The 21443-nt window shown below is 46.3% G+C and carries 11 protein-coding genes; all 11 read right to left on the bottom strand.

Annotated elements, in window-relative coordinates; translation table 11 throughout:
* Positions 1–5: 5 nt before the first annotated feature.
* The 11 genes from BUC01_RS19540 to BUC01_RS19490 all read right to left on the bottom strand — a co-directional run bounded on the left by BUC01_RS19540 (position 6) and on the right by BUC01_RS19490 (position 21417).
* The gene (locus BUC01_RS19540; RefSeq protein ID WP_025833971.1) at positions 6–1445 is read right to left on the bottom strand and encodes a calcineurin-like phosphoesterase C-terminal domain-containing protein; all 1440 of its coding nucleotides are present in this window, start codon (positions 1443–1445) and stop codon (positions 6–8) included.
* Between the two features lie 97 nt (positions 1446–1542).
* Positions 1543–2937, bottom strand: a complete 1395-nt coding sequence (locus BUC01_RS19535; protein WP_025833973.1) for an alpha amylase family protein — start codon at positions 2935–2937, stop codon at positions 1543–1545.
* A 264-nt stretch (positions 2938–3201) separates the two neighbouring features.
* The gene (locus BUC01_RS19530; RefSeq protein WP_034524606.1) at positions 3202–4290 is read right to left on the bottom strand and encodes a phosphodiester glycosidase family protein; all 1089 of its coding nucleotides are present in this window, start codon (positions 4288–4290) and stop codon (positions 3202–3204) included.
* A gap of 74 nt (positions 4291–4364) precedes the next feature.
* Complete coding sequence (locus BUC01_RS19525; RefSeq protein WP_073314581.1) at positions 4365–6059, bottom strand: DUF5018 domain-containing protein; 1695 nt, start codon at positions 6057–6059, stop codon at positions 4365–4367.
* Positions 6060–6080: 21 nt separating this feature from the next.
* A complete protein-coding gene (locus BUC01_RS19520; RefSeq protein WP_025833976.1) occupies positions 6081–7742 on the bottom strand; it encodes a RagB/SusD family nutrient uptake outer membrane protein in 1662 nt (553 codons plus the stop codon).
* Between the two features lie 12 nt (positions 7743–7754).
* Positions 7755–10952, bottom strand: a complete 3198-nt coding sequence (locus BUC01_RS19515) for a SusC/RagA family TonB-linked outer membrane protein (protein WP_073314579.1) — start codon at positions 10950–10952, stop codon at positions 7755–7757.
* 45 nt (positions 10953–10997) lie between these two features.
* Entirely contained in the window at positions 10998–12164 is a 1167-nt protein-coding gene (locus tag BUC01_RS19510; RefSeq protein WP_025833978.1) for a n-acyl-d-glucosamine 2-epimerase, read from the bottom strand.
* A gap of 25 nt (positions 12165–12189) precedes the next feature.
* Positions 12190–13287, bottom strand: a complete 1098-nt coding sequence (locus tag BUC01_RS19505) for a DUF4434 domain-containing protein (protein ID WP_073314577.1) — start codon at positions 13285–13287, stop codon at positions 12190–12192.
* A 667-nt stretch (positions 13288–13954) separates the two neighbouring features.
* The gene (locus tag BUC01_RS19500; protein WP_073314575.1) at positions 13955–15283 is read right to left on the bottom strand and encodes a RagB/SusD family nutrient uptake outer membrane protein; all 1329 of its coding nucleotides are present in this window, start codon (positions 15281–15283) and stop codon (positions 13955–13957) included.
* A 20-nt stretch (positions 15284–15303) separates the two neighbouring features.
* On the bottom strand, positions 15304–18570 hold the full coding sequence (locus tag BUC01_RS19495) for a SusC/RagA family TonB-linked outer membrane protein (RefSeq protein ID WP_025833980.1): 3267 nt from the start codon (positions 18568–18570) through the stop codon (positions 15304–15306).
* Positions 18571–18789: 219 nt separating this feature from the next.
* Complete coding sequence (locus tag BUC01_RS19490; RefSeq protein ID WP_073314573.1) at positions 18790–21417, bottom strand: zinc-dependent metalloprotease; 2628 nt, start codon at positions 21415–21417, stop codon at positions 18790–18792.
* Between the last annotated feature and the right edge of the window lie 26 nt (positions 21418–21443).

The following is a 21443-nucleotide window of genomic DNA, read 5'->3' as shown; positions in this document are numbered from 1 at the left end:
CATGGTTATTCTTGTTTTAAGGATTGTTTATATATACGTCCGAAGCGGTCGGTCACTCTGACTTCGATATGTGCCTTTGCATTTTTCGGGGTGGCGCGGAAGATGTGTTCCGTTTGGATGGGACTGATCCAGTCGTACTCCACCCGTTTTTTGTCTGCACAGATGGCTTTTGCTTCCGGATCATATCCTGTGTAATGAGTCATTTCGCCCATACGTTTGCCATTTTCATACCATTCCACTTTCCACAAGTCATCCCAATTCCATACATTGGCAATAATGTCCGATGGGTATTCCTCGTCAGAGCCTGCGGGGTAAACACGGAACTGATAGTCCGCGGAATGGCCTGCACTTTTATAGAACCACTTTACGTCCGTACCGTTTACTTCATAAACGCCGTAACCGGAAGGAGTGCCGTCCATGCAGATGTCCGCTTTCCACCAAATGCCGCAAACGGCTGCCGTATTATGCTCCATCAGGCTGTCGTTGAAGCAGATGTTCAAGTTGAAGTGAGTATGTCCGGAAATGATGTGGGCGTTATAGCCTTTCAGTAAGTCATACAGTCCGGAAGCATTGCTGGTTTCATCTTGCAGCAAGGTATTCCATTTCAGCTTGGGGGTGAGGCTAGTAGGGATGTGGACCACCACAAAGACGGGACTACCTTTCGGCACAAATGCCAAGTCTTGCTCTAACCAAGTGAAAGTGCGTTCATCGATGTAGCCTATATATTGATAATCACGGTTCACGTAAAAGCAGTTATTCAGCACAATGTAATGCGCCTTGCCTTTATTGAAAGAATAGTAAACGGGACCAAAATATTGTTCGAACGTATGGTAGGAGTATTCGAACGTACGTCCGCCATAGGTCATGTCATGGTTGCCGATGGCACGGAAAACGGGGAGGTCCAGTGAACTCACAGTCTGGATATAAGATGGGAACAATTGGGGAGAGTCGCCCACAATGTCACCGCAGTCGATGCTGAATAGGTCCCGTTTGCCACGGTAAGCGGCAAGATAGGAATTCATGTCTTTCAGATATTTTCCATATTCCTTTACGTCTTTCTCGGAAGTGACTTGTGCGTCAGCTTGTACAGTGAAGAGATGACTGATGTCATTTTCCGGATTCTTCACTAATTCAAAGTTATATTCTTTTTTCGGTTGGGTAGGGTCTACTTGTTGGAAGAACAGTGGAATGGTCTTTTCTTGGCAGGGGACGAGGTAGCCTGCCGGCGTAGTGAGATACACGAACCGTACATTACGTTTCGCCTCAAGGTGATAAATGCCTTGGGCATCGGTCTGCACGCAGTCCGTGCCATCCGTCACGATGACTCCTTGCACGCCTTTGTTTCCACAAGTCACTCTTCCTTGCAAGTCTTTTATAGGAATTGTCTGGGCTTTCAGACAGAGGCCTGACAACAACAATAATTGCAGCAAAAAAAACTTTTTCATTCTTATTTGGTCTTTATAAAGAAAAGCTATCCGTCAGTTATTGATTCGCTTCAAGATAGCTTTTCCGAGGGGGTAAGTTAATAAAAATCATAAGGGATTATTTCTTTTCTACGGACTTCAGGTAGGCGTCAATGCCTGTCTTGAATGCCTGCCAATAGTTGTACATCCGGATATGGCAGATGTCGAATACAAAGAAGCCGTCACTGTTGTTGATGCAGGCATCAATGGCATTGGGAATCTTTGCTGACTGGCCGCCATCCGTCCAGCCGGAACTATTGCCTATGTCGGGACCTCCCGCAAAGGGAACATCGCCTTGCAGCAGGTTGCGTCCCTGTTTGCAGAATCCTTCCATGGTCCACTCTCCCGAACCATATATCTTGTCGGCAGCGGCATAGGCGCCAAGAAAGATGAAGTCCAAATGATCGGCATAGCCATAATCCTTGTAATCGGTAGAAGCCCAACCGGGATTATTGATCGAAGGGTCGTATTTGGGACTTGCCCAATTCACGCCGGAACAGTAATAGCTGGAATACCATGCACCGACATAGGCGCCAAAGCGGATGTCCTTATTTACGGATTTCACCTTATTGCGTGCCTTCACCATGAAATCATGTATGGTTTTTGCACGGAAAGCCAGCCATCGCTTGTACCATTTTGTGGTATAAGTACCTTCTTTGGCACCGGCAGGCAAGATATCGGCAGGGTAATTCGCCACACTTTCTCCGACAAACACTTCGAATTGGGTGCGGCTCTCATCAGAGAAGTCGCTCATCAGTTGGTAATCATCATAGCGGCAACGGTCGAGGACGATGCCGTCCAAATCATATTTAGCCAGGTCTGATAATATCTGGAGTATAAATTCCTGTACCTGATTGTTGGCAGGGTTCAGAAACTTGGCGCCATAATCTTTTTCGTCGTTCTGCAGATCCATCGAGTTGACCAACCCGTTTGCGGTGTTGAGCACTGTGGCCCACTTCTTCTTCGAACTGTCTTTGTAAAGCATACCGATAGAACCCAGACCATAGGGGCAAAGATAACCACCTACAAAGGTATTGATGGAAGCATTTACTTTCAAGCCCAGTTTGTGGCCTTCGTCAATGAAAGTTTGCAGATAGTCCCATGTGGCAGTGCGTTCAGCCCAAATATATCCGGTGCTGCTCCATACATCGATTTTAGTCAGGGCATCTGCCGCTGTTGACTTAAAAAGCACATCTCCCGTCGTAGGACGTACATCGACTATCACATCTGTAAATCCGGCTTCCTTCACCTTTGCCAAATCAGCTTTGATGTTGTCCTGGCTGTTGGCGTATTGCTCAAAGTTTCCGGCGGCGTCTATCCATACATAGCGGGGCTTGACCGTGACCTCCGGATCGGGTGCCGGCTCTTCTTCATTGCCCCATGGCCATTCGTGAATTTTATCATTGTCATCACCGCAGGCTGTCATCCCCAACAGGCAACAAACGAATGTGATATTTCTAAAAAAACTTTTCATTACTGTTGATTCTAATTTGTTATTAGTGTTCTGATTATCAATGCTATGCATTTACCAGACTTTTACTCCATGATGTAAAAGCGTTTACCGCTGGGTGTAACGACCTTTACCTCCTATTGTAACGACCTTTACTTCGGCATGTAACGGACTTTACCTCGGTATGTAACGAGCTTTACCTCGGCATGTAAATGGAGTTACCATTTGGGGTATCTCCTTTTATGTCCTTATGTAAGCTACCTTTTTAATTGGTGAAACTGAAGTAACTTAGTACATCCGAACGCCGGTGAGCACAGCGCGTTGTTCTCCACCACTTGGCTTAATCGTTTCTTTTCCGTTCACGAGCATACAGCTGGAACCGCCTCCATCAAGATTTAAGGCTTCCGTGCAGCCCAAGGACTTTAGTACATTGGCAACTTCATCGGTCGTCAGCCCTGCTACACCTTCGGTCCTTTCACGGCCTTCGCAAACAAAAAACATCAGTTTCTTATCGGTTGAGTAGGCAATGGCTGTGCGTGGTTGGTTGCTATCGGCCGCTACGTCCAACAGTTCTTGTGCCCAGGTGTTTTTGATTTCACCGTTGCTCAACAATACTCCTGCACCGCCTATCGCATTCACTGCCTTAAATTCTTCAGCAACTCCGGGGAAGGTGGCTGAGGGAACTTCCAACGGTTCCTTGTTCAAGGCATTGTCTGCCGGAACCGAATAGCAATAATGTTTTGTGCCTGTGGAGTAGGTCCATGTCGTTTTGCAAGTTCCGTCTTCTGTTTGACAGAAAGTGCCGATGGTGGGATACCACATCACCAATGGGTCGCTGCTCCAGTCTTCTACCCAATAGGTTTGATTGACAGCCAGAATTTCACCACTACGCGCTACCAGATTTTGGGAAACGTAGAAAGCCGAATCGTCTGATTTTGCGGCATAGAAGAATAGTCCGCCATTGATAATGATAGGCGCTTTACTTGTAGTATAGAACTGATCCGGAGTATTCACCGTTTCTGCACCGTAGTTGGCGATACTTTTATCATCGCAATAAGCGATGTCGCCCAAAACCTCAAACTTTCCACCCTTTGCCATATCGGCAACGGCGATGTAGGCAACCGCCTTTTTCCCTTGTAACTGCTCCGGAGACTTATAAACATTGATATATTCCGGGAGACTGCCAAAGGCGGCGTTTACATTGGTCCATCCGGCTGCAACAATAGTGGGATTCGCTTCAACCGGTTCTTCCGGTGGAGGAGTAGGTTCTTCTGTCGGGTCTGTCCACGGCCACTCCGGGATTCCGTCATTGTCATCGCCACATCCGCAGAAGAGGCAAAAAGAGAAGACGGATATTAATAATGTGTTCTTATTCATGATTCCTTTTTTTGAAAAGGGGGTGTATCAAAAGTCAGCGTGGTACTTTCGACACACCCACTTATTATGAATGATTATTGGGCGATACAGTCGGCAGCATAAGCGCCAATCACGCCACTGTTATGGTCATAATAGTACAAGTAGAATTTAAAGCCGTCTGCTGTAGGAGCAATCAGAACATCGCCTGATGCAACGCCGGCATCAGCTTGCTGGTACCATCCAATGTTTTGGTTGGCCAATACCAGGCAAGGGGCGGAAGCTACATCGCTACCGGTCAATTGCGTCTTGTCATTTACATTGTACAAATAGAGTTGCGGTCCCATACCCCAATGCGGGAAGTGGCTGACAACAAATAGGGCTACATAATTCACGTTGTTGAACCGCTTGGAATCCAGACAGTTCGGGTTCAGTCCCCAGCCTGTCAAGTCGGAAGGCAACTGGGCGCCGATGGTTCCGTCTGCCTTAATCCAGCAGAAATCGCTGGGGTCATACTTCGATTCGAAACAGCCATCCGTCGGATCGGTGGAAGCGGCTACCACTGTGGCTACATTGACCGGGGCACTTCCCCAAGCTATACCTGTGGCCGAAATATCCATCACTTGTACTGAAGCGACAGCTCCACTTCTGACCAATATGCTTGTAAACTTACTACTTGCCGTAACGCCGTCTATTCCCTCATTGGAGATTGTGATGATAGCGTCTTCATCAATATTACCGATCACTTTCATCTTGGTGCCCATAGGCAATCCTGCATCATTCGTGAACGAATGGAACAATACCGGAGCTTCAGTTACCGAGGAGGTCTTATAGATGTTGACCGCAGTGCCCGGTTCTGCATGATTCACAATGAGCATGTGGTTGGCTTCATCACTGGTGATGCTTCCTGCGGTAGCGCTGCCCAGATTGATGTTACCCATCTTCACTCCTGTAATGCGATTCAGGTAAACCGGTGCTGATCCGTCTCCCAAGCAAACAATCAGATGACTGTTAATGGCAGCCATGGACGGAGCTATGGAAGTAGTATAGTTCGGCATCCCCAGTGTAGCCACAGGATCGAAATTGAACAACTGTTCCACACTCTCCTTGTTGAATCCGGAAGGAATCTTGGCGGGCACTTCCTTCTTGACTGTATAGACAGCCTTGTCCACACCGTTGTGAGCCGTTACCGTAAATTCAATCGGCTCGTTGTAATTCAGTGGAGTGATACTCGGATCGGGTGAGATGGTGGCGTGAGCCGATATCTCTGCTTCTCCAAGGCATGCGGACAAATCATCGGCGGAAATCAAGGAAATCTTTTTGTTCGCTTTGTCAACGATGCCGGCAATGGCAGGTTCTTGCAGTGAAAAAGCCAGTAATTCACACGCATTGGATTTCACTCTTTCTCCCGTGATGCAGATTTTCCGCTTTGCGCCTTGCGCATTGGTGTAAGTGAAATAATTTTCTTGGGTCAAGTCGAGAATTGTCAAAGCCGGTTCGATGAAACAATTCTCCTGTAGTTCAGCCTGCATACGCACCTTGTTCATATAAGGTGTGGTTTCATCATCTGAGGTTGTGGGATAAAACCAGGGTACTTGAATGACATAACGGTCTGTTGCTTCGTCCGTTACCGACAGCTTTGCCATTGGCTGATTGATGAATGGTCCGGAAGTGAAGATTGCCGTCAGGCTGGTCAGCCCTTGTCGCTCAGCTGTGGGAGACACATATTCGGGCTCATGGCATGCAGATAGTACTGCTACCGCTCCTAATAATATTGAATATATCTTTTTCATAATCGATACTCTTTTAAAGTGTTATTTCCATTCGGGATATTGAGTCACCAGTGCATTACTGCTCAATTCATTGCTGGGTAGTGGGAAGCGATACATCTTTTCGGGGAATGTACGGTCCTTGTCATCTACCGAAACATACGTGTAGGTGAAATCTCCGTTGGCCTGTTTCTCTATTTTCAAGCCGTGCACCTGATAGCCGTTCAATCCTTCGGGATATTGCTTGGCTGCATCTTTCCAGCGGCGTAAATCCCAATACCACAAGCCTTCATAGGCAAGTTCCACCTTGCGTTCCTGACGGATAGCCGCCCACAGTTTGTCACCGCTTTTATTGGAATAAGGCAGATGGACACGGTCGCGAATGGCCTTGATGGCGGCATTGGCTCCTGCGGCGTCGTTCAGGCGATAGCACGCTTCCGCCTTGTTCAACAGCACTTCTCCATACCGGATAATCGTGTTGGGTTGTTTGCTGTCCGTCACCGCAATTACATCGTGAGTTTCGTCTACTAACTTGCGCAGGTAATAGCCGGTAGTGGTGCGTCCTTTATGTTCTTGTTCCTTATTCCATATACAGAAGCCATCGTTGCCGCCTATATAGGGTTCGATGGTACGCCCTTTCCATGCGGCGCCGTTATAAAGGATGGTTGCTTGGAAACGAGGTTCCAAATCTTCATAAGGAGGCGTCTGGGTAACCCCTTCCGCATGCCATGCCGACCAGTCGGGAAATCCGCTGCCATCTGCATATTCGTAGGCCTCAACCATTTCCTGAGTAGGCGTTCCATAACCACCGCCCGACTGTCCGTTCATGGTGTAGTCACCACCTGGAGTATAATAATAATCAAATGAATGAGTGACGTCTGCGGCTATATCGAATGCATACTGCAAAATAGCTTCTTTGTTGCCGTCTTTGATGTCTTTCATGCAGGCATCGGCATAATTGCCTTCCAGCGCATAGCCCAGCTTTTCAACCTCCTCAGCGGCACTTTTCACTACATCCCAACGTTCGGCATAAAGCATGGCTCGAGTTAGGAAAGCATAGGCCATACCGCAATTGGCACGTCCGTTGGCGTTCTCCTTTTTGGGTAAGTTGGAGGCTGCATACTTCAGGTCGGCTTCAATAAAGTTCCAGCCTTCCTCTTCGGTGCTGAGTGCTTTGTTTTCAGTGATGGCGGTTATGTCTTCATCATAAATAATCACTTCTTTGTAGCGCTTCATCAAATCGAAATAGAGATAACCGCGCACAAAACGCATTTCCGCTTCCAGGCGGGTAGCGTCTTCCTGACTCAATGTTCCGTATTTATGCAATGAGTATATGCCTTCGTTGGTGCGGCGGATAGCCGTGTACCAGCTGCCCCAGTAACCCAGATATACGTCTACATAATTGGCGGTCAGTGTGCTTCCGCCGTAAGCTATTTCACTGGGAATGAAGCAAAGTGAGTTGTAATTGTACGAACCGTATTTCATCTGGTCGGTCAATGACTCTGTCATGCCTGCGACACATTGAGCCACCGCTACGTCATATACATAACTATATATATAGTTCACGGCATATTCAGCTGTTGTCACAGAAGTCCATACGCCTTTATCCGACACGCTGTTCGTTGGAGTCATGTCCAGAAAGTCGTTACAGGAGGTAAAGCCGAGACTTGCTCCCATAAGGAATAATCCTGCTATAATTTTCTTCATAATAATCGTTTTTTAGAATGTTAATGTAAGTCCGCCCATGATTGTGCGCTGCTGTGGATAGTAACCATTATTCACGCCCGGAGATTCCGGGTCGATACCTTCGGGAAGTCCGTCAATAGTAAACAGATTGGAGCCTTCAACAAAGATTCTCAAGTTTTCGATATTAATCTTGTGCATCCAACTTTTGGGAAGGGTGTAGCCAATCTGGGCAGATTTCAGCCGGATGTACTTACCGTCTTTCCACCAAAAAGAAGAACTCATTCCATTGTCTCCGCCATGTCCGGTAGCTCCCAAAGTGATGCGTGGGAATGTGCCGTTCGGATTGTCGATGCTATAAGCGTTCTGTACGAGGAAGAGCGGTGAGTTGGCGTTTTCCTTGAAAGTCTGTGTCCAGATGGTGTTGTCGTCGTAGCCGTTGTAATAGGTACCGGTCAGTGATACATCGAACAATGCGCCTCCCGTGAACTGTGCATTGAAGTCGAAGCCATTCCACGAGCAGCTCAGGTTCAATCCGTATGTAAGTTCCGGACGATTGGAGCGGCCGAAAGCGCCACGGTCTTGGCTGTCAATCTTGCCGTCACCATTTAAGTCCACATATTTGATGTCGCCTACGCACGGCCGGGTGCCATACCAGGCAGAGTTGTCAATTTCTTCTTCTGAACGGAACAGACCGTCGGCCAACCACCCCGAAATAGTACCATAAGTAGTTCCTACTACTTTCTGCCACTCCATTGTGTTGGGGTCATCCTGATAAACCAGCCAACGCGTCTTGGAGTAGGTCATGTTGGCACTGACTGAATAGTTGAACGCCTTGCCGGCTACCTGGAATCTGTTGCGGTGGGATATCAGAATATCTACACCTTTGCTGTCGAGTGAATTATTGTTGGCCCAAGTGGAATAATATCCACCCATAGAAGAAGGCTTGCCGCCTCCTTGTGTGCCAAGTACGTCATACGTGTAATTGTAGAAAGCATCCAACTCAATGCCCAATAATCCCTTCCACAAAGTGGCGTCGAAACCTGCGTTCCACGACAGCGTCTTTTCCCAATGCAAATAAGGATTGGCTACGGCCGAAGTATAAATACCCGTACCTATAGTGTTGCCATTGGCGCTGGGATAAATGACTTTATTGCCCCATTGCGAGTAGGTACTGAGAAACATATATTCCGATACACCGTCGTTGCCCAATAATCCTACGGAACCACGAATCTTCAAATCGTCAATGAAACTCAGGTTTTCCATGAATTTTTCCTTTGACATTCTCCAGCCCAGAGATGCGGATGGGAAGAAGCCCCAACGTTTTCCGCTCATGCCGAAAAACTTGTAAGAACCGTCGTAACGGCCGGTAAATTCAGCCATATACTTGCTGTCATAATCATATTTTAAACGGAATACATAGCCTGCGCTGCGCGAAGCGCCACTCTTGCCGGCAATCGGACTTTGAGAGGGTTGTGCATAGTCCAATTCGGGCAATGATTCGAAAGGCAAATCTTTGCCGTAAGCGGAGAGTGCATTGCTCTTATTATCGCGAGCTTCGACCAAAGCCATTGCTTCGATGTTGTGCAAACCGAATTTGTTGGCATAATTGATGCTCCCTTGACCTACCAATTGCTCATAGGTAGTCTGTCCTTCACCCAGTTCAGTACCGTTTGATGTACCGCGGGGATCGGCATACTTCTTCCAACTGCCGCTACTGTAACCCATTGTTGAGTAAAGCGTATTCAGGTTCTTATTGTGTGAAGTTGAATAGGTATAGGAACCATCCGCTTTCAGTTTCAAACCTTTCACCCAGGGTACGTCATAACTCAATTCGAAGTTGGTTGTAGCGTCGAAACTGCGGGTATTCTTATAGCCGGACTCGTAAATGGCAGCGAGCGGACTGTTGGGCAGGCCTGTATTCTTTTGAATGGCGGCACTATATAAATCGTTGTACTTCTCCGGCAAATAAGGATGCATTTGGATGGTTTGGCGGGCGATGGACAAGAATCCTACTTCCGAATAGCCATTATCACCGCCGCCGGAAGCAAATCCGGGTGTGTGACGCCGACCTACCACTCCCGATACTCCTAACTTGAAGTGGAAGTTTTTGGCGAAGTCGCTTTCGATATTTGTGCGTAAGTTGTAGCGGCGATAATTGAAATTATCGATGTTACCTTCCTGATTCAAATAACCTATGGAAGTAAAGTAACGCATCTTCTCGTTGCCGCCTTGTACCGTTACACTATGCTTCTGATTGAAACCGTTGCCGAATACCTTGTCGATATAGTCCACATTATCCCAACCGTCTGTGGGGTCACCATTTTGCATGGCTTTTATGTTATCTTGAGTGAAGTAAGGTACATATTCGTTGCGGTCCGAAATAGCGCCACTGGCAAGTTGGTCCATCATTTGCGCCATGTTGTAGTAATAAGCATATTGCGGACCGTTCATGAACTGCGGAAAGTTGGCATTCATCGATACACCGAAAGAAGCGTCGTAAGTCACCTGTGTTTTTCCGACCGTACCCTTCTTAGTGGTAATGATGATAACACCGCCTGCACCTTGCAAACCATATACGGCGGCTGAGGCTCCGTCTTTCAGTACAGACACGCTTTCAATGTCATTCGGGTCCAGGTCGTTGATATTGCTGACCGGGAAACCGTCTACAATGTAGGCCACACTATACACCGAACCGCGAATTTTCAATGATGCCTGGTCCAACCCCGGCTCACCCGATTCCTGCAAAGAAGAAATGCCCGGCAGGCGGCCACCTAATAACTGAGAAACATTGGTGGAAGGTGCTTTTAAGAGTTCATCACCCTTTATTGCCGAAACAGCACTGGTCAGTGATGATTTTTTCTGCGTACCATAACCTACCACTATAACCTCGTCCAAAAGTTCTGTATCATCTTTCAGAACTACGTTTACTGTTTTCCGACCGGCAACGTTCAGCTCCTGTGTCTTCATACCGATGTAAGAAAACACGAGTGTGGCATTCTTTTTTACATCCAGCGAATATTTTCCGTCAAGGTCTGTAATAGTGCCATTGGTTGTACCTTTTACGGCTACACTAACGCCCGGTAAGGACTCGCCTGTAGCGTCCGAAACAACTCCGGTGACGGTTATGCTTTGCGCATAACTGTTCATGGAGCATAGCAACAGTGTAAAGAATGCAAGTGCAAAGACTTTCATTCGTAGAGTGTTTTTTGTTGCATAACTCTCTTTTTTCATACTCTTAGTTTTTAGTTTGTAATTAAAGTTGGTAAACAAAGTTTTTCATTGTAGTTGTTCCAATACTTTCCAGCATTGGTATAAGCCTCTGGGCACGTGGAAACAGCCTTTCCATTTGCCCCCTTTCAGCGAAAGCAATACTTCGCCGCGGCGGTTCAGGTAGCCGTACCATTCAGGATTTTCAGTATCTTTGAAATGCGTCCATGTATAGTCGTGAACCTTCTCAAACCACTCCAGGCATTTCTTGTCGCCCGTCAGCTGATAGCCTTTTATCATAGATATTAATGTTTCGATATGCACCCACCAGAGTTTCTGATCCCACTCTAATTGCTGGGGAGGATTACCGTTGCGGTCCATGAAGTAGTAGATGCCGCCGAATTCATGGTCCCATCCGTATTCCAGCATCTTCAGGGCGGTGTCCTTGGCTTGCTCTATCAGTTCGGGACGGTTGATCCGCTTGCCCAGATCCATGATAAACCACATGGCCTCAATGGCATGACCGGGTGTCACCTGCCTACCTTCGAAGCAGTCTACCAGACTATTATCATCGTTCACATTCTCCACAATGATGCCTCCCAATTCCGGGCGGAGAAATACCTCCATCACTTCATGGATACAGATATCCATAGTCTTCTTCAAATACTCTTTATCTAACAGAGATTCGATTTCAACGGCCAGATTGCAGAGAATCATCGGCAGTGCAAATCCCTTGAGGTTGCGCGTACCGGGATGAAGTTTGTTCCATTTTCCTTTGGGGTTATTCACCTTTGACAATACCAGGTCGAAAGTTTTCTTGGCGATATCGGCATATTCCTGATTTCCGGTAGCAATGCTCAGCTGTCCGAAGGCCATCGTGGCAAACGTGTAGGAGAAAATGTTGTAAGGCTCCACTAAAGGATTTCCCTGGCGGTCCAGAGAAAAGTACCAGTTATAATTCCCGTCGTGTCCGTACTTCTTCAGAAACTCACCTCCTTGCACGGCGCAGTCTAACCATTCTTTGCGTTTCTCTACTTGGTTGTAGAGCATGGAGAACATCCAGACTTCGCGTCCTTGCAGCCAAATGAATTTGTCTGTGTCGAACACTTCTCCATCACGTTTCAGACAAGTATAGTAACCGCCATACTCAAGGTCTTGTGAGTGCTCTAACCAAAATGGAAGAACACTGTCCAGCAATTCTTCTTTGTACTGTTCAGCTAACTGTTTAAAGTTCATAACTTATAATTTTAGGTCGATTAAATCATTGAATGTCGAAATATTCCCTGTATCTGTCGTACAAATGGCCAGCTTGCAGATAGGCTGACTGGGGGCTCATGAAGTGAGAAAACTCAAACGTAATGGCTTTGTCATATCCGGCGCGTTTGGCGGCTTCCAGTTTCATGCGAAGTTTGTCGAACTTGATAGGCAGGAATTTTATCGGCATATCACGGTCGAAACTCTCCGCATTGGTCCAACACTGCATACCGTATTTGTCGGCCAACTTTTTGTTCACCGAGAAGAAAGCATCCAGTTCATCATAGTCGATGTGCCCGTCCTGAAAGGCGCAGGCGTCTACCACATCATGAATACCATCGAAGATTTCGTTCCATTCCTTTTCATGTTCTTCTACGGATACTGCATCAGCCTTGGTCAGCTTGTCTCCGCTTGCCATGACTGCCTTTTTCCCGTCAATCCAAGGGGAGATAAAAGTGGGCAATCCGTTGGAAACGTCCTTGCACTGTTTGCCCATAGCATGAAAAGCGTCAATGGCGCCTTTTGTGGCTCTGCTAATCTCACCGCTGATATACCATCCACCGAAGCTCGGATAACGTTCGCCATACCGACGCCATACTTCGTCGATGACGTACTTGTTATCCTCAATCTCCCAGCTCAAATCGCCGGTATCCCAATAACGGCCGGAATCGTAGAGACCGAAATAGAACTTCATGCCATATTTGCCCGCTAGAGTGAGAAACATCTCCAGTAGGTCGACGGATGGCATATAGCATCCTTTCTTCAACAGGTATTCAGAAGGATAAGTGATGAACTTTCGGTAGCCGGAACGAATCATGATAACCGTATCGATGCCGATACGTTTCATATGCTGGAAATCCTTCTCCCATTCTTTCCATCCCCAGTTCTGGTGGGGGATGTCATGTGAGATTTCATCTAAGAAAGTTCCGGTAATCTTCAAGCCGTTATTTCCGGGAGTAATCAACTTATCTTGTGAGACGTTCGGCCATGCAAGGTTTTCTTCTGACTTGCCGGAAGAAGCATTCAGTAGAGATGGAGCTAAAAGCAAGGAGGTACTTGCTAAAATTGACTTCTTCAGAAAATCTCTTCGATTGTTCTTTTTCATATTTTTCTTTTTGGGTTTTCTTAGTATTATTTTATTCTATGGCACAAATATATGTATATTTATTAAATTAGCAACTATATAATTAATATTTTTATTAAATGTCGATATTTTATTTGCTATATTTGAATAAATACACTCTATTATCGAGTATGTTATAATAAATAGGGTTCTATTCTGGGAATATAACTCATCTTTTCCTTTTTCTATACCTATATAGGTTAATTAAATCATTAGATTTTAATTAGAATTACTTGATTAATGGCGGTCTGTTGAATTATACCTTAAAATAGTGCGGTAAATTTCTTAATTAACTAAGAAGAAGTATTATTGAATACTAAAATGCAAGATAACCTTATGTTTGTGCAGGACGATTGGATGAAAGCGAAGAGTTGTTTCTTATAATATAGGGTAGTTCCGGATAATAGTTGTCCGGCTTCTTTTTCAGTAGATGATTATGCCTGATTTACTGCCATACCATCATTAGGGGATAAAATATTAGTATTTTATAAACTATGAGCGGCAAGTAGATGATGTTAACTTTTTAGTAGTGTAAGTGAAGAGATTACTCTCATTCACTTACACTACTAAAATTGTTTATTATTAGCTGTTTAAATAGAAATAATGGTGTGATGGTAATTGATGGAATAAATATTCCGCCAATTTTTTATCAGTTTGACAACTCCGGATTAGCAGCTATCGCTTCTCTTGGAATTTGAATTGTATAACGCGAATCATCCTGTTCCAATACATAGGTTCCTCCCTTGAGCACTTTTTCAATATGAGGGCGGGTGGTACGGCGTAAGTCGAACCAGCGATGTCCTTCAAAAGCTAATTCACGCGCACGTTCATCCAGAATCTCCTGTATCAGGGCTTCTTGGGTCATTGCGTTCACGGCAGTTGCTTTTACTGTATATGCTTCCGGCGTATAGCGCTTCTGCATTAACTCCAGCAATCGGGTGCGTGCTTGGGGCAATTTATCCGATTGTGCGGCTGCTTCTGCCGAATTCAGGTACATTTCTCCCACCCGGAAAGAACAACGGAAATCATCTTTTCCGCTCTTTTGGCTGAAGCGATAACCATTCTTGTCGGCAGCTTTAAAATAAGCGTCCAGACGTAAATCGCCTTCTTTGTATAAAGAAGCTAAAGCTTCTGATAGAACAGCAGCCTGTGTGTAGTTAGAAGACATACCGCGTTCTAAGGCAGTAATATTTTCTACAGACTGATAGTTGTTGGGCAGGGTATAAGTTTCTGCATTGAAATCTTCCAATGTATTCTTTTCAGCAAGTATCGCTTCGGCTGCCTGATATGCATTGTCCCATTGTCCCATATATAAATATACACGGGCACGGAGGGCTTTTACAGATAAGGTTGTGAAACGATAAGAAAATTTCTGTTCCCAAGATTCTTTATTAATCAGTTTTTCAGCCTCGTTGATATCTGCAATAACCGCTTCATAAATTTGTGCAACAGTATTCTTCTTCAGGATTTCATTGATATCGCTATTCAGCTTAAGCGGCACGGCTGTCGTCTCTAATGCTCCCGGACGGGTATAGGGCTGACCGTAAAGATTTACCAACAGAAAATGCATGTAAGCACGGAGCAGATAACATTCACCAATCAATTGGTCGATGTCCTCTTCGCTCCCTTCGTTGATGGATTCCCGCTCTTCTATGGTATAGTTGACAGTGAACATGATGCTATAGAAGTTCTTCCACTCAAAAGCAGTGGTTTGTCCCGGTGCGCTGAAGTCATCCCAACACTCGATTTTTCCGTAACGATCCTGTTCCCAACTATCGTCTTTCACATACAGTTCATCCGAACGAAAACAGGCGAGTCCTCTGGCATCGGGAACGGTCTTATAAGCTGTGGCAATCAGCGCTCTGTACTCAGCTAAAGTCTGGGGGATCACCTTTCCCGTAGGTTGAATGTCAAGCATATCACAAGCAGTCAGTAATACTACGCTGCTCATCAATAACATTATATATATCTTTCTCATTGTTTTAACTCTCTATAAAATTAAAAATTCAGGTTCAGGCTTAGGGTAACAGACTTCGGAGCCGGGGTTGCATACGCGTTGGACATCGTTTCCGGATCAAGATAATTCTTGTAACTTGAACCGAATACTAATAAGTTACGTCCTTCGATGGCAATTGTAGCGGAAGTCATACCCAATTTGCGGCTAAAATTAGCGGGCAATGTATACCCTAAACGGATGTTTTGCAGTCGCACGTAGTTTAGGTCTCTGATCCAGATATCCAGGTTACGGTATATTTCATTCTGGTTTGAATACCACATGTATTCGTCCAGACGTTCATTCTGGCTCAGCAGAACAGGAAAGATTGTTTCCGTGTTTTCCGGAGTCCATCGGTTCAGGATATCGCGGTTCGTATTACGTCCTTTATCAAAGTCAACGATAGAGTAGGTGGGTTGGCTGCGCACCTTTCCACCGAAGTCGAAACTGAAGTTGACACCCAGTTCAAATGCCTTGTATGTGAAGGTATTATTGAAACCACCGGTATAAGGGCAGTCGGCTGTACCTACATAAGTGTAAAGTTCACGGCGTTCGCGGGCTGTCAGGTCAGTTGCTCCGAATCCCCATTCCTGCAATTTGAAGAATTCCATAGCCGATACGGCTTTTCCGTCTTTACCCTCAAACATCGGATAACCTTCTTCATCCAATCCGGCTGTTTTCAGGGCAAACAAGGCTCCTACAGGATATCCTTCGCGTCCCGGTTCCAAGGCATCTTCGCGCAGTGCTTCTTTCAGTATTTTATTGTTGTTGTATGCGAAGTTGAAGTTGGTGGTCCACATGAAATTCTTGGTGTGGATATTGCGTGTGCTAAGGGCAACCTCAACACCCTGGTTCTGCATACTGGCCCAGTTGACGGTCAACATTTCAAAACCTGTTTCCAGTGGGAGCATTTGGGTTCCAATTAAGTCTACGCCCTTACGATAGTAATAGTCTACGCTCAGATTGATAGCCTGATTCAATACTGCAAAGTCGAATCCGGCGTTTACTGAGTGGGTTTTCTCCCAACGCAGTTTCTTGTTTGGTGCACCGGAAACGTCAATCATATCTTCCGACCCTCCCGGCAGGATATTTTCAATTCTGTAGTTACCCAGCAGGAAAGGAGAGGTGTTTTTGTCAATGTTTCCCTGCAAACCGTAGGATGCACGGACTACCAGATTGTCTATCCATTTGGCATTTGCCATAAAAGGTTCTTGAGAGATACGCCACAAACCACTGACTGAATATAATGGCAGATAACGGTATTTCTTGTCTACACCGAACAGGTCGGAACCGTCAAAACGGATACTTCCGCCCAATGTATAGCGGTTTAGCAAAGAATAAGACAGGGTTGAGAAAGCGGATACGTATGCATTCTCCACATGAGCTTTCTCGTGTAACTTGAAAGCCTGGCTTTCTTCCGGGAAGATAATTGGCTTTGTAGTCAGTGTCTTCCGGTCAAATCCATAACCGGCGCTATACAGCTTTTCCTCCCATGTCTTGCGGATTTCTGTTCCCACCATTACTTCAAATTCATGGATGTCATTGTAGGTATCGCGATATTCTCCCATCGCTTTCCAGGTGAGCTGGGACAGTGAGTTTTCGTTAGCCTTATGGAATCCTCCTTCCGGCAGGTAAGTTACGCCATTATTACGATGATTCTTCTTCTCTGTACGCATCACATAACTTTCTTCTTCAGCGATTTTTTCGATAGAAGTTTTATCCAGTTGCAAACCGAGTTGAGTGGTAATCTTAAAACGGTCGTCAAATCGCAGTTCAGCGTCGAAGATGGATGAAAGGCCGTTAATGCTAGTTTCGTTACTCGTATTTTTCCGTTCTTCGAAGAGGTTAAGACCAAAATCCATATCCGTATCATCTTCTACATCCACATCGTAATTATAGTTGCCATTGGCGTCATAAGGAGTGAAATAAGGATTTGCCAGACGTGAATAATAGATCGGGTTCGTCAGTCCCCGGTCATCCGGCAAATAAGTAGAGTTCTTACGGCGGTTGGCAAACATGGAAGCACCGACTTTCAATATGCTGTTCACCTTATAGCTGGTCTTCATCACTAAATTCAAACGTTCGGCAGAGACATTGGGAATATTACCGTTTTCCTTCATATATCCGAAAGAAGTGTAATAAGTTGCCTTTTCGCTACCACCGGAAAGAGACAAGTTATACTCCTGTGTAAATGCATCACGGAAGAGGATATCACTCCAGTCTGTGTTAGTTGCCTTTAGTCTATTGATTGCACCTTGAGCATTGGAGGACAAAGCGTTCCAACCTCCGTCTTTGAAGTTCTGTAGTTCTCCCAATCCGGAGATAATGCGATATACCTCACCTTTGGTTTCTCTGTAAGGATAGCCGGATTCCAGTAAGTCAAGTTCCAGACCTACTTTCTCTTCTGAATTCAATAGATTCAAGCGGTCTATATTCAACTTTGGAGAATATGTCAGCTTCGAAGAGAAGTTAATAACCGGTTTTCCGACTTTACCTTTCTTTGTGGTAATCACAATCACACCGTTAGCTGCGCGGGCACCATAGATGGCAGTTGCGGCAGCATCTTTCAAAACGGTGATATTATCGATATCGGCAGGATTCAGACCGGCAATGGCGGTTTGTCCTACGTTATCGATATCTTTCAGTACTTCCATACTGGGGATGTTCGTTCCTTCCAATGGAATACCGTCCAATACCCACAAAGGGTCTTGGGTACCGTTCAGCGAAGAGGTACCGCGGATACGGATTTTAGCAGGAGCGCCCGGGGCACCGGATATATTGCTTACGGAAAGTCCGGCAATTTGTCCGGTCAATGCCTGGTCTATGCTCTTGGCTGCACCTACCATCTGGTCCGAGATATCGATTTTTGACACGGCAGCCGTCAGTTTACGGCGTTCCACAGTCTGGTATCCCGTTACAACTACCGCATCAAGCATATGAGCAGAAGGTTGAAGAGTGATATCATATTGTTTTTTGCCCGGAATGAGTTTTATTTCCACTACATCATAGCCAACGTAGCTACAATAAAACCGGGTAATGCCATCCGGAATTGAAATAGAGAATTTACCGTCGATATCCGTAATGACACCAATAGTCGATTGATTGTTCCCGTTTTTCTTCAGATCCTCAGCCGTCACATAGACAGAAGCACCTATGAGAGGCAATTTATCCTCAGAAGAAATTACTACACCCCCTATCTGCCGATTTGCGGCAAGGGCGTAACTAAGGGTTCCTATCAGTAATAGGAATGTGACAGATAAGCGTTTTTTCATCTGTTAAAATAATAAAATTAATACTTATATTGAAAACTGCTAACAGCTTAGGTATCCTAACCGCCTGTTATTGAAAGAGTATCTGTCATCCTGAGCTTGCCGAAGGATCTACTCTTTCTTACTATAGGCTGGTAAGAGATGCTTCGACTGTGCTCAGCATGACAGATAGCACTGATAATCAGGTCGTCTGTCGCTAAATTTTGCGCTATGGTGCAAAATTTAAAGTCCTAATGCCGTGTTGATACGGAGAATCATGTCTTTATAATGATATTTGGTTGCAACGTCCGATGTTCCCAGGCGGCTCTGAAGCAAATCTTTGATGCGAAGCAACTCGCCTCGTTTCACAGAAATGGCATCCGAGATACGGTTCAGTTGCGAACCGTAGAAGTTCAGTTCGCGGCGTGCACCCATGCGGTCGGCATCCAATGAACGGTGGGCATGCTCGTCGCAGCTACACAGTGGCAACTGGTTATCCAGCAGAAAATGATTGTCCATTAACTTCTTATTAATCTTCACACCTTCACTTTCGGCGGCAGCCGTAATCAGCGCGTCCACAAAGTTCTTCTGTAAGGCGCGCGTCATGACATCGGGCAACGCACCACGTTCAGTACTTGCGAAGATGCTGCGATGCAAGCCGTCCATCAGCTCTACGGTCGTGAAAGCCTTCTTGCCGTTCACCGCTTCGTTTTCGAGCATACGCACCAGACGGTTGTTGCCCAGGAGATCCCAAAGAATATAAGACTGTGCGTTTTTCAGCACTTGCGTCGGTGCATTCTCTACCACACCCAGCGGAGTATTACGGAGCAGGTAAGTATATTCTCCCACTTCCGTGTCGAACAACCATTTCGGATAAGTCAGCACTTCATCCAGCAGGAATTTCAGCGCAGCCTGTTGTTTTTCTTTCTCTACAAAAGTATACGTCTTCTGTCCGTCGCCTACCACTGTATTTTCTATATAGATGCCGCCTATATTGGCAAGCACATGATACAGATAATTGTTCCACTGGTTGATAACGGCGTAGTACAGTCGTGAGGCTTCTTCATACGTCTGTCCTTTTTCTCCGGTCGTCGTCCATTTGATGATTTCGGGAACGATACGTTTCAGGTTGGCAATACCATACTGTGAAGAGCGCACGGCATCGTCTCCCAAATCTTCATTCTGTGCGCGAGGGTCTACAGCGTCACGCACGTCCTGTGCCTCGCTGTATTTGTAGAGCCGGTCCGTATGTCGGTTCAGGAAGTCATAAAGCAAATCCTTCTCTTCTTCCGGAGTCTCCTTGCCATACCAGCGGTAGCCGTACTCAATGGCAAAGATGTCGTAAGGTCCGATATGCGGAGAAAGTGCGGTGACATCGTCACCCGGCTGTGCCACGTAGTTGAAGCGGGCATAGTCCATGATAGATGAAGAAGTAGAGTTCATCCGGTCGGTAAACGACTTGGAACGGAGCGAGTCGGTGGGGAATGCCCACGAACCCATCATGTTGTGGCGCAGGCCTAATGAGTGTCCCACCTCATGACAAGCCACAAACCGCATGGCATCGCCCATCAGTTCGTCGGACAGCTTGATTCCCCGGGCTTCCGGGCGTACGGTTCCTGTCTGTACGGTGATCCATTCCTGCAGCATATTCAGCACATTGTGCCACCACATGATGTCCGCTTCCAGAATTTCTCCGGAGCGCGGGTCAAGGATGGACGGTCCCATGGCGTTGGCTTTGGTTGAGGCAGCATAAGTCAGGACGGAGTAATTCACGTCGTCCATGTCTATCGCCATGCTGTCGGTGACGTCTTTGGCGATAATCGCATTTTTGAAGCCGGCATGCTCAAAAGCCACCTGCCAGTCTTCGATACCCTGCTTGATGTATTTGCGCCAGCGGTAAGGAGTGGAGTTCTCTATATAGAATACAATCGGCTTTGCCGGTTCCACTAGTTCGCCCCGCAGATAGCGTTCGCGGTCTTCCGGTTTCGGTTCCAGACGCCAACGGGTGATGAATTGCTGTTTGCTTACCCGTTGCTGTCCGTCGCTGTAACTCAGCAGCGGATTGGTGAAGTAACCTACACGGGCATTATCGAGACGCCCCGTCATGGGCGTTTCTGGCAGCAGCATCAGCGAGGAGCTTACTTCCACCGTCACATAAACCGTGGTGGTTCCTTCGGTCACTTTCGTGGTCAGTTCGGACGTGGCCACCACGTTGTTCTCGAATGCCTTGACTGAGAGAATGCGCGAGAGGTTCTTGATGGCGGAAGTCCCCAGGTTGATATTGGTGAAGACGTTGTTGATGCTTGTCTCCGTACCGTCATAGATGTCATTCACTTTGATAACCATGCTGGTGGAGTCATTATTGAATGCCTCGATCTTGAAACCGGCTATCAACGGTGAGATGTAATTGTCGCGCACGGACTGACTGATGGCATCTCCGGCGGGAGCGAGTGGGAGAGGGCGGCTTTGGCGAATCAGCAACTTGTTCGTTGCCTTGTCCAGCTCAAAACGCACCATCTGGTTTTCGTAGTTCGTGCCACGGTTCACTCCGGCCTCATTCAGCTCGGACGGAACACGTTGCAGTTTGTTCACTACCAGCATGTCTCTGCCCAGCAGGTTCGCGGGTACCTCAAAGTAATAATCATTCTTTTTCTGGTACACGTTGAACATACCTCGGTGCATGATGCTACCGTCTCCGGTCAGTTTTTCGTACTCGTTTTTGGATTTAACACTGTCATTAGGTTCGCTTTTCTTTTTCTTTCGGAACCATCCCATGGAATCGGGCGTAGAATTTACAGCGTGCAACACGACGGGCTCGCACATGAAAGCGCCTGTGGCGACTGTAGTCAGTAGAATTGTTTTAAGTTTCATCAGCTATTAATCAATTATCATCAGGT

The organism is Bacteroides stercorirosoris (genome assembly GCF_900142015.1).
Taxonomy (GTDB): Bacteria; Bacteroidota; Bacteroidia; order Bacteroidales; family Bacteroidaceae; genus Bacteroides; species Bacteroides stercorirosoris.
This window is presented reverse-complemented; position numbering and strand designations above follow the sequence as displayed.

Coding starts and splice junctions, on each gene's coding strand:
- BUC01_RS19495 (WP_025833980.1), bottom strand. CDS start 18,570: ATGAAAAAACGCTTATCTGTCACATTCCTATTACTGATAGGAACCCTT.
- BUC01_RS19510 (WP_025833978.1), bottom strand. CDS start 12,164: ATGAACTTTAAACAGTTAGCTGAACAGTACAAAGAAGAATTGCTGGAC.
- BUC01_RS19505 (WP_073314577.1), bottom strand. CDS start 13,287: ATGAAAAAGAACAATCGAAGAGATTTTCTGAAGAAGTCAATTTTAGCA.
- BUC01_RS19535 (WP_025833973.1), bottom strand. CDS start 2,937: ATGAAAAGTTTTTTTAGAAATATCACATTCGTTTGTTGCCTGTTGGGG.
- BUC01_RS19500 (WP_073314575.1), bottom strand. CDS start 15,283: ATGAGAAAGATATATATAATGTTATTGATGAGCAGCGTAGTATTACTG.
- BUC01_RS19540 (WP_025833971.1), bottom strand. CDS start 1,445: ATGAAAAAGTTTTTTTTGCTGCAATTATTGTTGTTGTCAGGCCTCTGT.
- BUC01_RS19520 (WP_025833976.1), bottom strand. CDS start 7,742: ATGAAGAAAATTATAGCAGGATTATTCCTTATGGGAGCAAGTCTCGGC.
- BUC01_RS19490 (WP_073314573.1), bottom strand. CDS start 21,417: ATGAAACTTAAAACAATTCTACTGACTACAGTCGCCACAGGCGCTTTC.
- BUC01_RS19515 (WP_073314579.1), bottom strand. CDS start 10,952: ATGAAAAAAGAGAGTTATGCAACAAAAAACACTCTACGAATGAAAGTC.
- BUC01_RS19525 (WP_073314581.1), bottom strand. CDS start 6,059: ATGAAAAAGATATATTCAATATTATTAGGAGCGGTAGCAGTACTATCT.
- BUC01_RS19530 (WP_034524606.1), bottom strand. CDS start 4,290: ATGAATAAGAACACATTATTAATATCCGTCTTCTCTTTTTGCCTCTTC.